The organism is Leifsonia xyli subsp. xyli str. CTCB07 (genome assembly GCF_000007665.1).
Classification (GTDB): Bacteria; Actinomycetota; Actinomycetes; order Actinomycetales; family Microbacteriaceae; genus Leifsonia; species Leifsonia xyli_C.
Map to the genome: position 1 here is coordinate 656,458 of NC_006087.1, position 13,537 is coordinate 669,994.

The window sequence follows — 13,537 nt, forward strand, 5'->3', positions numbered from 1 at the left end:
CACCGCCACCTCCAGGTGCGCGGTCCGCGGGACGATGTCGAGCGCGCGGCCGGTCCGGATGCGGTGGCCCGGCATTTGGGCCAGGTTGCCTGCGAGGCCGACCCGGTCGCAGTGGGAGTGGGCAGTGCGCTCCGTCCCGGAGCCGTTCAGCCAGCTGGCCAGTTCTGCGCCGATGCCGCCGTGGCGGGTTGACGATCGCCGGTTTGGGCGCGCTCCTCGTGCGCATGATCGGCAGTCTCCCGCGCCGGCGTGCGAAGAATGCCCGTGCGACGACGATTTTACGGGTTTTCCAGGGCGCTCTTTGTGAAACGGGCATAAAACAACCGGCCATATCTGTTGTTTTGAGTTGGATAATATCGTGTTATGTTGCACCTTGAAGGAGGCGGCGCGTGTATCCACTGGAGCGTCAGGGGCTGATCGAGCGCGTGCTCGAAGAGGGTGGCCGTGTCGCCGTCGTCGATCTCGCCGAGCGGTTCGCTGTCACCACCGAAACGGTCCGCCGCGACCTGCGCGTGCTCGAGCAGGCGGGGATTCTTCGCCGGGTTCACGGCGGAGCCGTCGCCACCGAACGGATCGGCACGGCCGAGGTCCCCGTGGCCGAGCGCAGCGGGCTGCGCGCGGCAACGAAGCAGCTGATCGCGGCGCGCGCCCTGGACGTCCTCGCCGCCGACTTCCACGGGTCCCTCTACTTCGACGCCGGGACGACCACCGCGGCTGTCGCACGACTTCTGCCCGAACGGCTCGCCGCCGTTCGGGGCGTCGCCGAAGTGGTCACGCACTCGCTCACCCTGGCCCCGGCGCTCGCCTGCGCCGCCCGTGTCTCGCTGACGGTGGTCGGTGGCCGCATCCGGGGGGTGACCGCTGCCGCGGTCGGTGCGGGAACCGTGCGCGCCATCCAATCGCTCCGCACCGACATTGTCTTTGTCGGCGCCAACGGCCTCTCCGCCGGGTTCGGGATGAGCACCCCCGATCCCGAGGAGGCGGCGGTGAAAGAGGCCATCGTCCGCGCCGCGCTCCGGGTTGTCCTCGTTGCCGATGCGAGCAAATTCTGTCAGGAGTGCCTGGTCTCGTTCGCGCCCCTGGACGCCATCGACGTGCTGGTGACCGATCGCGAGCCGGAGGGCGCGCTCGCCGACGCGCTCGCCGCCGCCGGGGCCGAGGTGTGGTCGCCATGATCGTCACCCTCACCGCGAACCCCTCGCTCGACCGCGCCGTCGCGCTCGCCGGACCGCTGCGGCCGGGAGAGGTGCAGTTCGCCGCTTCGTCCCGGGAGGACGCTGGCGGCAAGGGCATCACCGTCGCCCGCGTGATCGCCGCCGCCGGCGTCTCGACCCTGGCGGTCCTGCCGCTCGCCGGAGACGATCCATTCGGCGCCGTCCTGCGCAGCTCCGCGGTCCCCACCCGTCCGGTCGCGATCCACGGTCACGCGCGGGCGAATCTGACCATCACCGACCCCGCCGGGGCGACGACCAAGCTCAACCTGCCCGGAGCGACTCTGCGCGCCGAGGAGGCGGAAACCCTGGGCGAGGCGGTGGTCGACGCCTGCGCCGGCGCGAGCTGGCTCGTCCTCGCCGGTTCGCTTCCGCCCGGGGTGGGCGACGACTTCTACGTGACCGTCATCCGCGCCGTTCGCGAGCGCTGGGGCGAGGCCGCGCCACGTGTGGCCGTCGACACCGCGGGAGAGGCGCTGCGCACGGTCGTCGCCGACGCGCGTCCCGACCTCATCAAGCCCAACGACGACGAACTGGCCGAGCTCTCCGGCGCCGCGCTCGATCCGGGCGACGTCGAGCGGTCCGTTCTCCGTGTCGCCCGCACGCTGGTCCCCGGACGGGTCGGCGCGGCGCTGATCACCCTCGGCTCCCGTGGCTCCATCCTCGTCACGCCCAGCGGCGGCTATGTCGCGGCGGCCCCGCGCATCCGGGTGCAAAGCACCGTCGGAGCCGGGGACAGCGCCCTGGCCGGTTACCTGCTGGCCGATGTCGCCGGAGCGTCCGCTCCCCAGCGGCTCGCCGGCGCCATCCGCTACGGTTCCGCCGCCGCAGCGCTCCCCGGAACCCAGGCCCCGCACCCCGCGGACCTGCCCCGCGACGATATCCGTGTCGCCGCACTCCAACCCTGAACCCTGAAACCCGCTCACCCTTGGAGGAACCTGTGTCATCGAAGACCATCGCCCCCGAACTTGTCGTCCTCGACATCGGCGCAGCCGATAAGAGCGCCGTCATCCGCGTGCTCGCCGAGTGTCTCGCCGCCGGTGGCCGCGCGACCGACGCCGACGTCCTCTACGCGGACGTCTGGGCACGCGAACAGAAGGATGACACGGGCGTTTCCGGCGGCATCGCCATCCCGCACGCGAAAAGCGCCACTATCGCGGTCCCCTCGATCGCGTTCGCCCGTCTGACGCCGGGCGCCGACTTCGGCGCGCCGGACGGTCCGGCCGACCTCGTCTTCCTCATCGCCGCGCCCGAGGGCGCCGAGGAGATGCATCTGGTCGTGCTGTCCAAGCTCGCGCGCAGCCTCCTGCTGGACGAGTTCACCGCCCGGCTGCGCGCGGCGAAGACTCCTGAGGAGATCGTCGCGCTCGTCAACGGAGCGATCGAAGGAGATGACGCTGCGCCCGAATCGGCTCCGCCCTCCCCGCACACCGCCGCGACCCACGGCCTGATCGTCAACGGCCGCCCCGCGCGGATCGTCGCCGTCACGTCCTGCGCCACCGGAATCGCCCACACCTTCATGGCCGCCGACGCCCTGAGCGCCGCAGGAAAGGCCGCCGGCATCGACCTCTCCGTCGAGCCGCAGGGGTCGAGCGGCTACCAGCCCCTCCCGCAGAGTGCGATCGACGCCGCGGACGCCATCATCTTCGCGAACGACGTCGATGTGCGCGAGGAGTCCCGCTTCGCCGGGAAGCCCGTCGTCCGTACCGGTGTCAAGAGCGGCATCGAGCGTCCGTCCGAATTGATCGCCGAGGCGGTCGCCGTGGCGGGCGACCCGAACGGGGCACGGGTCGCCGCGCCGGGGGCGGTGGCCGGCTCCGCTCCCGCCGAGCGCCTCTCGTGGGGCCGCAACCTCCAGCGCATCCTGCTCACTGGCGTCAGCTACATGATTCCGTTCGTCGCCGGCGGCGGCCTCCTCATCGCGATCAGCTTCCTGCCATTCCTCGGCGGCTACGGCATCGCGCTCTCACACGGCGACTCCGGCGTCAACAACGCCGTCTACACGCTGCAGCACTTCGCGATCTGGAACCTGCCGCCGGAGGGTCTCGGCTATTACCTCGGCGCGATCGCGTTCCAGATCGGTGCCCTGAGCCTCGGCTTCCTCGTCCCGGCGCTGGCCGGCTACATCGCCTTCGCGATCGCCGACCGGCCCGGCATCGCCCCCGGCTTCGTCGCCGGCGCGATCGCCGTCTTCATGAACGCCGGCTTCCTCGGCGGCCTGATCGGCGGGCTGCTCGCCGGCTTCGCCGCCTGGCTGATCTGCCGTCCCGCCGTTCCGCGCTGGCTGCGCGGCCTGATGCCGGTCGTCGTCATCCCGCTTGGCGCGTCGGTCATCGCCTCCGGTCTGATGCTCTTGATCCTTGGAGCGCCGATCGCGTTGCTGATGACACAGCTGACGGGCTTCCTCAACGGCCTCACCGGCGCCGGGGCGATCGTGCTCGGCGTCATCCTGGGCCTGATGATGTGCCTCGACCTCGGCGGTCCTGTGAACAAAGTCGCTTACGCCTTCGCCGTCGCCGGTCTCGCTCAGCAGACCGAAGCCAGCTTCCAGATCATGGCCGCCGTCATGATCGCCGGAATGGTGCCACCGCTCGGCATGGCGCTCGCCTCCACTGTCTTCTACCGTCGCGGGTTCACCCGTGTCGAGCGTGAGAATGGCGCGGCCGCCTGGCTGCTCGGGGCCTCCTTCATCTCCGAAGGCGCCATCCCGTTCGCCGCTGCGGACCCGCTGCGCGTCATCCCGGCGAATCTGGCCGGAGGCGCTGTCGCAGGCGGCCTCGCGATGGCGCTGGGAGTGGAGTCGCGCTCCCCGCACGGCGGCATCTTCGTGTTCTTCGCCATCGACCCGGTCGGGGGCTTCTTGCTCGCGCTCGCCGCAGGAACCGTCGTGACCGCTCTCGTCGCCGTCGTCCTCAAGCGTTTCGTGGCGCCGCGGAGCGCGGCCGTGGCCGCCGATCCGTCCGAGCAGACTGTCGCTGCGGTCGCGATGGCCTGGACGCACTAGCGTTGCCTCCACGACGGAAGGAGCACCGATGTCCACAGAGCAGGGTTCGGCGATGAACACCCCGGATTGGAGCGGCACCGTCCGGGTCGACCAGCGGATCTCGGGACCGCGACTGGAAGAGCTGGTCGGTCTGGACGCGAAGCGCTGGTCTGTCCTGGGGATGGACATCGTCGTGGGCGACGGACGGCGGGAGCTCCGGGTGCTGGCGATCGCCCGCGATCGGCTTCCGGCCGGGGGCGACATCCTGGCTCGCGCTGCAGCGGCCGCGGGCGGCAGCCTGCCGGTGCGGGAGTTCGCGATCGAGGGCGTGGACCCGTTCGAGCTTCTCGAGCGCATCGGCCACGGCTACGAACTGCGCCTCCAGGCCCGGTGCTCGCAGGGGCTCCCGCTGCGGATCGTCGACGACACCGACCCATCGTAGAAGTTTTAATGTTTCAACTTTCGATATGTCGAAGTTGTAGTACGCTGTAGCGTTGACCACTGACACAAGGAGAAGTCATGCCGATTCCGGTGACGAAACAGTCCGTCGCGCCGAAGCGCGTGCTCCTGCGGGATGTCGTCCGCGACCAGATCCGCGATGCGATCATGGATGGCACGCTGAAACCCGGTGAGACGCTGCAGGACGAGGCGTTGCAGGAATGGCTGGGGACCTCTCGCACACCGATCCGCGACGCTCTCAACGAGCTCGCCCGCGTCGGCCTCATCGAGATGGAGCCGAACCGCTACACGCGGGTCGCGATGCTGCACTCGGACTCCGAGGCGCTCGAGGCCCTCGCGGTGCTCGGGGTCATCTATGGCGGCGCGGCGGCGATCGCGATACCGGCCTTGACGGCCGCGCAGGCGCGAGAACTCGACAAGCTGCTCTCGCAGGCGATTGCGGGAGTGAAGGACGCGGATGCCGATCGGATCCGGGCGAATGTGCTCACGGCCTACGGAAAGCTGGTCGAGCACTCCAAGAACACCCTCTTGATCAAGCTCTTTCGGGAGACCGTCGACGGGCTTTCCTACAAGATCCGGGTCGCCCGCCTGGTGCAGATCCTCGATAGCGAGTCGACGGTGCGCTTCCTGAACGAGCTGTCCGCGGCGATCGCTGAGCGGGACGGCCTGCGTGGCCGGCGGGCGACCGATGCGCTGTTTCAGCTCCCGAACTTCCGCCCCGGCGAGGAGGCTTCGGGGCGCTGAGCCCCGCACTCGGCTCCAAGCAGCGGATGCCCCGGCTCCAGAAAGAGCCGGGGCATCCGCCGTATCAGGTCGCCGACCGCGATGATTCGGGTTCGTCACGGGGGCGGGTCACACAGCGTGGGTCAGGGACTCCTCTCGCTCCAGGACCGGGCCGAGGATGGTGGCCGGCTCGACAGCCTTCAGAAGGACGGCTTCCGCGCGTGCGGCGTCTGCGGCTTCCACGGTGACGGTGATCTAGCGTCCACGGGCGACGCAGGGGATTTCGTAGGCGTTCATAGCCATCCTTTCGTGTTGTTTCCGAGCCAGTCCTGGGGGTCGACGTGCGTGCCGTCCACCATCAGCTCGAAGTGCAGGTGGGGTCCGGTCGAGACGCACGAGGAGCCGAGCGTGCCGAGGGTCTCTCCGCCGGAGAGCTGCTGTCCGGGCTGAACAGCGAGCGTGTCGAGGTGGCAGTATCGGGTGACGATGCTGTGCCCGTGGAACTCGTGGGCCACCTCGACGGAGAGGCCACAGCCGCCGAGGTCGCTGGGCTGGGTGCTGATCACGACCCCGCCGTACACGGAGCGGACCGGAGTGCCGAGCGGCGCCGCGAAGTCGATCCCGCGGTGGTTCGTGGACGCGCCCGCCGTGGGCGCGGTGCGTGGGCCGAAGCCGTCGGTGATGTCGACGCCGGGCGCGAGCGGCCAGAAGACGGACGGTGGGGTTATGACGGCGGCCTGCTCGCGGTCGAGTCGCTGTGCGACGTCGACAGCGTTTGCGACGCTGAGGCGGGCGGTGCTGATGCGGCGACAGCGGCGAGGGAGGGGGCCGGGAGGCCGACGATGGTGAGGCTGCAGATGGCCGTGAGGACGAGCGTGAGGGAGCGCCGGGCCAGTGCGGGTCCGTTCTGCGATCGAAAAGTCACCAAGTCCATCCTTCTGAAGTGTTTGGAAGCGTTTAGAAGTTTTGAAACAACGATATACTGCAATGATTAACTGATCAATTGTGACATCAAAATTTCAGCTTTTGGTTAGGAACGGACCTTGACACCTCTCGATGCGATGCGACGGGATCGGGACCGTCCGGGACGGTCCCGATCCCGTCATCCGCGTCTGAGCGATCACGCTGCTCGCCGCCGCGCTCATCGCCGTTGGCCAGACGGCCGGGGGGAGCGCATCGTCACCCCGCGCGCAAGGCGCGCGGACGGCACAACGGAAGGGGCATCAGCCCGTTGCCCGGCGATCGAGAGATGGCCGCACCCTGGACGGGCGCTGGTGCGTCAGCCTCGTCTGCCGACCTGGCCCGCGAGGATGGCTCCGGCCTGGTGACACCAGTGCAGCGGTCTCGTGTGGGACTCTTGTGCTGAACCGGCGAGGCCGGCGAGCTCGATGCGGTGGGCGAAGGCCGTGGTGGGCGCCTCGATCAGTCTGGCCACGAGGGCGACGGGTGTGTTCTGGGCGGCCGCGAGAGCGGTGACATGGGAGGCGACCTTGCCGCGGGCGGTCTGGCGGTCGTAGCGGCCTTCGCCCGTGATGACGAGATCGGCGTCTTTCAGGGCGGCGTCGAGTCCGATGCGCTCCGCGATCTCGGCGGAGCCAGAAACGAGAGAGGCGCCCCAGAGCAGCAGGCCGAATCCGGTGCCGCCTGCCGCTCCGGCGCCGGGGAGCCGACTCAGGGGGACGGCGGCGGGATGGCTGCGCGCTGCACTGTCCCGCAACCGGCGCAGGTTGGCCTCCAGCTGCCCGGCCTCCGCGGCGGTCGCGCCCTTCTGCGGGCCGAAGACCGCGGCGGCCCCGTCCGGACCGAGAAGGGGACTGCGCACATCGCCGAGCAGCCGGACGCCGCCGGGCGGGAGCGCGCGCAGTTCGGCGAGGTCGAGGCGCGCGAGTTCCCTGAGCCCGCGGTTGCCGGCGGGGATGTCCGTGCCGGTGAGGGTGAGCAGCTGCGCTCCGAGCGCGGCGAGGGCTCCGGCCCCTCCGTCGCTGGAGGCGCTGCCGCCGAGGCCGATGAGGAGCTGAGAGACTCCGGCGTCGAGCGAGGCGGCGATGGCCTGGCCGAGGCCGCGGGTGTGTGCGTCGTGCGGGCGGAGCGGGTCGAGCAGTCCGATGCCGCTGGTCTCGGCGACCTCGATCACGGCCGTGCCGCCGGGACGCCCGGCGCTGGCCGGCAGGTGTACCCAGTGGGCTTTGACGGGGCGGTCGTCGGGACCGTCGACGATGACGGTGCGCGTTCGCGCGCCGGGGACTGCAGCGGCGAAGGCGGCGACGGTGCCTTCGCCGCCGTCTGCCATCGGGCGCAGCGCCAGGTCGTCCTGAGGCCGGGCCGAGAGCCAGCCGCCGGCGAGCGCTCGGGCGATGGCGGCGGCATCGGCGGTGCCCTTGAAGGAGTCGGGCGCGACGACGATCCGCAGCGGTCGGCTCATCGGTCGTTCACCCGGATCGGGGTCATCGGCTGGCCTCCAGCCGGGTCGAGAGGTCGAGGGCGAGCGCGGCGGTCCAGCTGAACCGGGAGGTGCCGCGCGGTGCCATCGTGTAGGGGTCGAGGTATTCGGGGAAGCCGTGCTCGAGCGCGCTGTCGTCCATCGAGCGGGAGAGCCGTTCGGCGTCGGAGGTCAGCCCGCGCTCCCACAGCGCCTCGGCGATGAGCCAGGCGGTGTTGAACCAGGACGGCCCGCGCCAGCAGCGCGCCGGGTCGAAGGTAGGCGCCAGCAGGTCGTGGCTGGGGACCATCGCCACGGTTCCGAGCGCGAAGTGCGGGCCGCGCAGCAGGTCCAGCAGATCCTGCTCGTGTGGGAGCGAGCGTACCAGCAGCGGGGCGACACCGGCGATCGTCCGGAGGTGCTGCAACTCGTCGCTGATCGTGTCGCGGGCGACGTAGCATCCCAGCTCCGGCGATCAGAGCCGGTCGAGTGCGTCGGCGATGCGCTGCGCCTGACGGTGGTGCGGGGTGGCGTCGAGGCCGAGCTGCTGTGCGATCTCGGCCAGCGCGAGTTCCGAGCGTGCCCAGAGCGCATTGAACGCCGGGTCCTCGAACTGGAATGGGTAGCCCGTGTCGGCGTCGTCGCAGTAGCGCGCCGCCAGGTAGAGGTATTTGCCGTATTCGCCGTTGGAGGGCCGGTGGCCGGCGTCCGCATGGAGCAGGTCGGGCCGGGGGATGTCGTCGTGATAGGTCTCGGCCATCGCGGCGAGGCGGGCGTCCCAGTAGGGGGAGTTGTCCATCCCGCTCTCCCAGGGGTGGATGACTCGGGCGAGCCCGGAGTGACCGCCGCGTCGGCCGCGGAGGTAGTCGTGCCAGCGGACGAGGCGCGGGTAGGCGCGCGTCAGGAACCCGCGCCGCTGCGACTCGGCTGGGTCGGACTGGTGGACGAGGAGAGCGGCGAGGGCGTGGTTCGGTGGCTGGATCAGCCCGGCGGTCTGCACCGGAGGCGAGCCGGGGACGCTGCGGCTGTTTCAGAAGGCCGGGCCGGGGGAGTAGCCGTCGTCCCGCCCGGAGTGGAAGACGATCTGCGGCAGCCGGCCGTCGCTCCACTGGGCGCTGAGGATGGTGTCCAGCTCCTGTTGCGCCCGGCGGGGTGAGAGGTGGCGCAGGCCGATGGCGATGAACGCGGAGTCCCAGCTCCACTGGTGCGGGTAGAGCCCGCTGGCCGGGACGGTGTAGTCGCGGCGCCAGTTCGAGAGGAGGACGGCGGCGGCCGCCGCGCGCAGGGCGTTCACAGAGACCGTCGCAGCAGGGGCGGCACAGTGGGGAGCACGCGGTCGGCCGGGCCGGAGAGCCGGCTCTCGATCGCGATGGACCGCTCGTAGCCGAGGGCGGCGACGGTCGCGCCGAAGAGCGCCCAGTCCACGTGTCCAGCGCCGGGCTCCAGCCGGTTGGAGTCGCTGGCCTGCAGGTGCCCGATGTGCGGTGCGACCGCGAGCAGCGCGGCGGCCGGGTCGCCCTCTTCGATGTTCATGTGGTAAGTGTCCGCCACGATCCTCATCGCGGGCGAGGCCACCTCGTCGAGGAGCGTCGCGGCCTGCGCCAGCGTATTGACCAGGTAGTCCTCGTAGCGGTTCAGCGGCTCCAGGAACAGCTCCACCCCTTCGGTTTGCGCGTGCTGGCCGAGCCGGCCGAGCGCGTCCACCAGGATGTCGTGGTCCTCCTCCGGCGAGCGCGGCGGCTCGAACGGCGGCAGGCGACGGGAGAACATCCCGTAGGAGCCGGGGGTCATCACGCCCACGCCTCCGATCTCGGCCATGACGCTCAGCTGCGAGGTGAGCTGGGTGATGGCGTCCTCGCGCAGCTCGCGGTCGAATGCGCCGATGAAGTGCGGCATCTCCACGCAGGCGGTGGGCATGAGGACGCCGGCCGCCCGGGCGCGGCGCAGTTCCGGGAGGCGTCCGGCGAAGTGGAGGTCGCCGCGGCTGCGCAGTTCGATGCCGTCGAAGCCCCAGGCGAGGGCGGTCTCGAACTTCCGCTCCAGGGTCTCCCCGGGCAGCTGCTGCTCTTGGATGGTGATCGGATTGGTCATCGAACTCCCCTGCTCAGAATTCCAGGACGACCTGCAGCCGCGACCTCGATCACCTCGCCGACCTCGGAGTAGCCCCAGCCGTCGAGCGGATAGGCGAGGCCTCCGTCGCCGGACGTCTCGTGGAACAGGCGCGACTCCGGGTCCCACTGGCTGGTCAGGTAGGGATTGGTGCCGCGGTAGGCGGTCAGCTCGGTCCCCGCCGAGATGCCCGAAGAGAGCGTGCGGACCCGCACCTGTCCCGGTTCCAGCGCGGGTCGGGGCGCATCGACGATCTCGACCGTCCGGGGAGCGGAGAAGCGAAGGAGGCGGTTCATTGCGTACGTCCTTGGATCGGAGTGGTCGGTTGGGCCACATTAGTATTATGACTAAACCTTTTCTGCTTAGACAATATGCAAAAGATGCGTTACGCTCCTCATCACCCCCATCTCAGAGAGGAGACGCGATGACGACGTCGCGTTTGACGAAGACCGTCGCTGGAGCGGCGCTGCTGGCGGCTGGCGCGGCGATGCTCGCCGGCTGTTCCAGCAGCGGCGGCTCCGGTGACGCAAACAAGACGATCACGGTCTGGTCCGAGGAGAACCAGCCGGATCGTGTGAACACCACCAAGAAGATCATCGAGGGCTTCACGAAGAAGACCGGCATCAGGGTCAAGCTCGTCCCGGTGGACGAGAACCAGGTTCCGCAGCTGGTGGCCTCCGCTGCGATCTCCGGCACACTGCCGGATGTCATGGGCGCGATCCCGCTGTCCACCGTGCGGCAGCTGGACACACAGAAGCTGCTGAACACCGACGCGTCAGCCGCTGTCGTGAAGATGCTCGGCGAGAAGACGTTCGTCGGTTCCGCCTTCGACCTGGTGCGCGACGGCGACCGTCAGCTCACCGTGCCGGAGTCCGCGTTCGCGCAGATCCTCGTCTACCGCAAGGACCTATTCGAGAAGGCCGGTCTTCAGCCGCCGACGACCTACGAGAACCTGGAGAAGGCGGCGAGGGCGCTCACCACCGGGGGTCAGTACGGCATCACCCTGGCGACCGACCGGCCGACGTCTTCACCTCGCAGACGTTCGAGTCCCTCGCGCTCGGCAACGACTGCCAGCTCGTGAACACCAGCGGTGACATCCAGCTCGACTCCTCGGCCTGCACGACGACCTGGAACGCCTACGGGGCGCTGGCGCAGAAGTACTCGCCCCAGGGAACCCAGACCGTCGACACCACGTGCGTGACCTATTTCGCGGGTCAGGCCGCGATGGTCGACTGGTCGACCTTCCTGCTGGACGAACTCGGCGGCCTGCGCAACGACGCGCTGCCGACCTGCCCGGAATGCGCCTCCGACCCGACCTGGCTGGCGAAGAAAAGCGGAATCGTGACCTCCATCCACGGTCCGGATGGCACGGACGGCGGCACCTACGGAGAGGCGACATCCTGGCTGATCACGAAGAAGGCGAACGCCTCCGCTTCGGAGCAGTTCGTGGAGTACATGCTCTCCGACGGCTACCTCGACTGGCTCGGCGTCGCGCCCGAGGGCAAGGTCCCGTTGCGGACGGGCACCGTGGACAATGCGACCGCGTTCAGCGACGGCTGGAAGGACCTCGAAGCGGGCGTCGACACCAAGAAGAAGCTCTCCGACATCTACGACGCCGCCACGATCGACGCCCTGCTGACCGTGCCGGCGACGATCGACCGCTGGGCCATCCCCCAGGACCAGGGCGCGCTGCTCGGGCCGGTGACCACTCAGCTGCCGATCTCCAAGGCTGTCGCCAGCCTCGGCTCCGGGATCTCGCCTGCCGACGCTGCCCAGACGGCGACCTCCGCGTTCGAGCAACTCCAGGCCAAGCTCAAGAAGTGACACGATGACGCACCTTGCACCACCTGCGCCCGCACCGGCGGTCCGCTCTGGCCAGCCGCGACAACCGCGCCGGCCTGACGATGGTCCTGCCGACCACGCTGATCATCCTGGCCATCGTGATCGTCCCGGTGATCTGGAACCTCGTGCTCGCGTTCCAGGAGACCGACTTCAGCACGATCGCCGAGAACGGCCTGTTCAACCCGCTCACGCTGGAGAACTTCGCCGCGGTCTTCGCCGACCCGGGGTTCTGGAGTTCGCTGTGGACGACGATCGTCTACTCGGTGCTCTCCACGGTCGGCTCGATCGCGGTTGGCCTGGTCGCGGCGCTGGCGTTCCGCTCGCCCTTCCGCGGGCGCGGCCTGGCGAGGTCGCTGATGCTGCTGCCCTATGTCGCACCGGTGGTCGCCGTGACCTTCGTCTGGCAGATCATGCTGAACGCGCAGTTCGGCATCGTCAACACGATCGGCAAAGCATGGTTCGGCTGGGAGCACCCGATCGACTTCCTCGGCAAGGCGCCCTACGCGCTGATCACCGTGATCGTCTTCGAGATCTGGCGCTACTTCCCGTTCGCGTTCCTCTTCATCACCGCACGCATGGTCGACCTCCCCGGCGATGTGGAGGAAGCGGCCTTGGTGGACGGGGTGACGCCGTGGCAGAACTTCCGGCACATCGTCCTGCCGCAGTTGCTGCCGGTGATCTCGCTGCTGTCCGTGCTGCGGCTGATCATGACGTTCAACAAGTTCGACGACGTCTATCTGCTCACCGGTGGCGGCGCGGGAACCGAGGTCTCCGCCGTCCGCGTCTACGACCAGCTCGTCGGCAGCTTCGACATCGGCGGCGCGGCCGCGAACGCGTTCGTGCTCTCCGCCATCCTCGGCGTGTTCCTGTTCGTCTATGTGAAGTTCTTCGCCGGGAAGGGAGAGGACGAATGAGCCGCATCCTCGTCCAGAGACGCACCTTTGGCACGCTGCGCTGGGTCGTGATCGCCGTGCTCGTCGTGGCGACCGTGTTCCCGTTCTACTACATGGCCGAGCTGAGTCTGGTGCCGATCGAGCAGGTGCTCCTGCACCCGGACCGGCTCTGGGTCCCGTTGCAGAATCTGACCCTGCGGACCTACGCCGACGTCATGACGTCGCAGGACGACGGCGGTCAGGGCTTCGGCGGCTTCATGCTCAACTCCGCCCTCGTCGCCCTCGCCACCGTCGCCGTCATGCTGCTGGTGTCCATCCCGGGCTCCTACGCGGTGTCGCGGCTGAACTTCTTCGGACGCCGGCAGATCAGCGCCCTTTTCCTGGCCGTCTACCTGTTCCCCGTCATCATCGCCATTCCGCTGTTCGTCGGGTTCTCCGCCCTCGGCATCCGCGAGTCGCTGTTCGGCCTGGTCATCGTGTACATCGCCCAGACCATCCCGATGTCCATCCACATGCTGCGCTCCTATCTGCGCTCCATCCCGGCGAGCGTGGAGGAGGAGGCGATGGTCGACGGCGACGGCCGAGGGCGGATACTGTGGCAGATAACCGTCCCGCTGGCCATGCCCTCGATCGTCTCCACCGGCCTGTACGTGTTCATGATCGCGTGGAACGAGTTCCTGTTCGCGCTTCTGTTCCTCGCGGCCGATCGCGATCTGTGGACTGTCTCGCTCGGCCTCTCGCAGCTCTCCAACGGCATCGAGGTCTCCAAGACCGTGCTCATGGCCGGCTCGGTGCTGCTCACCATCCCGATCATCGTGCTCTACGGCCTCGCCGAGCGCTCGCTCACCGAGGGCCTCACCAGCGGAGCGGACAAGGGGTGAGCCGGATCGAGCGGGGG

General features: G+C 69.2%; 17 protein-coding genes. 9 read left to right on the forward strand and 8 right to left on the reverse strand.

Going from position 1 to position 13,537, the window contains the following annotated elements; translation table 11 throughout:
* The first annotated feature begins 389 nt into the window (after positions 1–389).
* The 5 genes from LXX_RS03210 to LXX_RS12555 all read left to right on the forward strand — a co-directional run bounded on the left by LXX_RS03210 (position 390) and on the right by LXX_RS12555 (position 5,397).
* Entirely contained in the window at positions 390–1,175 is a 786-nt protein-coding gene (locus LXX_RS03210; RefSeq protein ID WP_011185601.1) for a DeoR/GlpR family DNA-binding transcription regulator, read from the forward strand.
* Positions 1,172–2,119, forward strand: a complete 948-nt coding sequence (gene pfkB / locus LXX_RS03215; protein ID WP_011185602.1) for a 1-phosphofructokinase — start codon at positions 1,172–1,174, stop codon at positions 2,117–2,119. The genes LXX_RS03210 and pfkB overlap by 4 nt, the downstream gene beginning before the upstream one ends.
* A gap of 32 nt (positions 2,120–2,151) precedes the next feature.
* The gene (locus LXX_RS03220; protein ID WP_011185603.1) at positions 2,152–4,215 is read left to right on the forward strand and encodes a PTS fructose transporter subunit IIABC; all 2,064 of its coding nucleotides are present in this window, start codon (positions 2,152–2,154) and stop codon (positions 4,213–4,215) included.
* 28 nt (positions 4,216–4,243) lie between these two features.
* Complete coding sequence (locus LXX_RS03225) at positions 4,244–4,636, forward strand: hypothetical protein (RefSeq protein WP_011185604.1); 393 nt, start codon at positions 4,244–4,246, stop codon at positions 4,634–4,636.
* Between the two features lie 77 nt (positions 4,637–4,713).
* Positions 4,714–5,397, forward strand: a complete 684-nt coding sequence (locus LXX_RS12555) for a GntR family transcriptional regulator (protein ID WP_011185605.1) — start codon at positions 4,714–4,716, stop codon at positions 5,395–5,397.
* A gap of 272 nt (positions 5,398–5,669) precedes the next feature.
* On the opposite strand, the gene LXX_RS16550 is transcribed toward LXX_RS12555, so the two are convergent.
* The 8 genes from LXX_RS16550 to LXX_RS03260 form a co-directional block, all read right to left on the reverse strand.
* Positions 5,670–6,179 (reverse strand): M23 family metallopeptidase, encoded by a 510-nt coding sequence (locus tag LXX_RS16550; RefSeq protein WP_370558469.1) that lies wholly within the window; start codon positions 6,177–6,179, stop codon positions 5,670–5,672.
* Positions 6,101–6,301, reverse strand: a complete 201-nt coding sequence (locus LXX_RS15325) for a hypothetical protein (RefSeq protein WP_223227705.1) — start codon at positions 6,299–6,301, stop codon at positions 6,101–6,103. The genes LXX_RS16550 and LXX_RS15325 overlap by 79 nt, the downstream gene beginning before the upstream one ends.
* Before the next feature lie 354 nt (positions 6,302–6,655).
* A complete protein-coding gene (locus LXX_RS03245) occupies positions 6,656–7,798 on the reverse strand; it encodes a glycerate kinase (protein WP_011185606.1) in 1,143 nt (380 codons plus the stop codon).
* A gap of 22 nt (positions 7,799–7,820) precedes the next feature.
* Complete coding sequence (locus tag LXX_RS15330; protein ID WP_218060893.1) at positions 7,821–8,222, reverse strand: MGH1-like glycoside hydrolase domain-containing protein; 402 nt, start codon at positions 8,220–8,222, stop codon at positions 7,821–7,823.
* 48 nt (positions 8,223–8,270) lie between these two features.
* Positions 8,271–8,795 carry an MGH1-like glycoside hydrolase domain-containing protein gene (locus LXX_RS15335; protein WP_218060894.1) on the reverse strand — a complete coding sequence of 175 codons (525 nt, stop codon included), beginning with the start codon at positions 8,793–8,795 and terminating at the stop codon, positions 8,271–8,273.
* A gap of 30 nt (positions 8,796–8,825) precedes the next feature.
* Positions 8,826–9,089, reverse strand: a complete 264-nt coding sequence (locus tag LXX_RS15340; RefSeq protein ID WP_218060895.1) for an MGH1-like glycoside hydrolase domain-containing protein — start codon at positions 9,087–9,089, stop codon at positions 8,826–8,828.
* Positions 9,086–9,886 carry a sugar phosphate isomerase/epimerase family protein gene (locus tag LXX_RS03255; protein WP_011185607.1) on the reverse strand — a complete coding sequence of 267 codons (801 nt, stop codon included), beginning with the start codon at positions 9,884–9,886 and terminating at the stop codon, positions 9,086–9,088. The genes LXX_RS15340 and LXX_RS03255 overlap by 4 nt, the downstream gene beginning before the upstream one ends.
* On the reverse strand, positions 9,883–10,200 hold the full coding sequence (locus LXX_RS03260) for an oxidoreductase (protein WP_011185608.1): 318 nt from the start codon (positions 10,198–10,200) through the stop codon (positions 9,883–9,885). The genes LXX_RS03255 and LXX_RS03260 overlap by 4 nt, the downstream gene beginning before the upstream one ends.
* Positions 10,201–10,328: 128 nt before the next feature.
* On the opposite strand from LXX_RS03260, the gene LXX_RS15345 reads away from it, so the two are divergent.
* From LXX_RS15345 to LXX_RS03275, 4 genes are read left to right on the forward strand one after another with little or no spacing between them, the layout of a single operon-like run.
* Positions 10,329–10,985, forward strand: a complete 657-nt coding sequence (locus tag LXX_RS15345; RefSeq protein WP_218060896.1) for an ABC transporter substrate-binding protein — start codon at positions 10,329–10,331, stop codon at positions 10,983–10,985.
* Complete coding sequence (locus LXX_RS15350; RefSeq protein ID WP_218060897.1) at positions 10,982–11,728, forward strand: hypothetical protein; 747 nt, start codon at positions 10,982–10,984, stop codon at positions 11,726–11,728. The genes LXX_RS15345 and LXX_RS15350 overlap by 4 nt, the downstream gene beginning before the upstream one ends.
* 14 nt (positions 11,729–11,742) lie before the next feature.
* A complete protein-coding gene (locus LXX_RS03270) occupies positions 11,743–12,660 on the forward strand; it encodes a carbohydrate ABC transporter permease (RefSeq protein WP_011185609.1) in 918 nt (305 codons plus the stop codon).
* Complete coding sequence (locus LXX_RS03275) at positions 12,657–13,520, forward strand: carbohydrate ABC transporter permease (protein WP_011185610.1); 864 nt, start codon at positions 12,657–12,659, stop codon at positions 13,518–13,520. The genes LXX_RS03270 and LXX_RS03275 overlap by 4 nt, the downstream gene beginning before the upstream one ends.
* Positions 13,521–13,537: the final 17 nt, after the last annotated feature.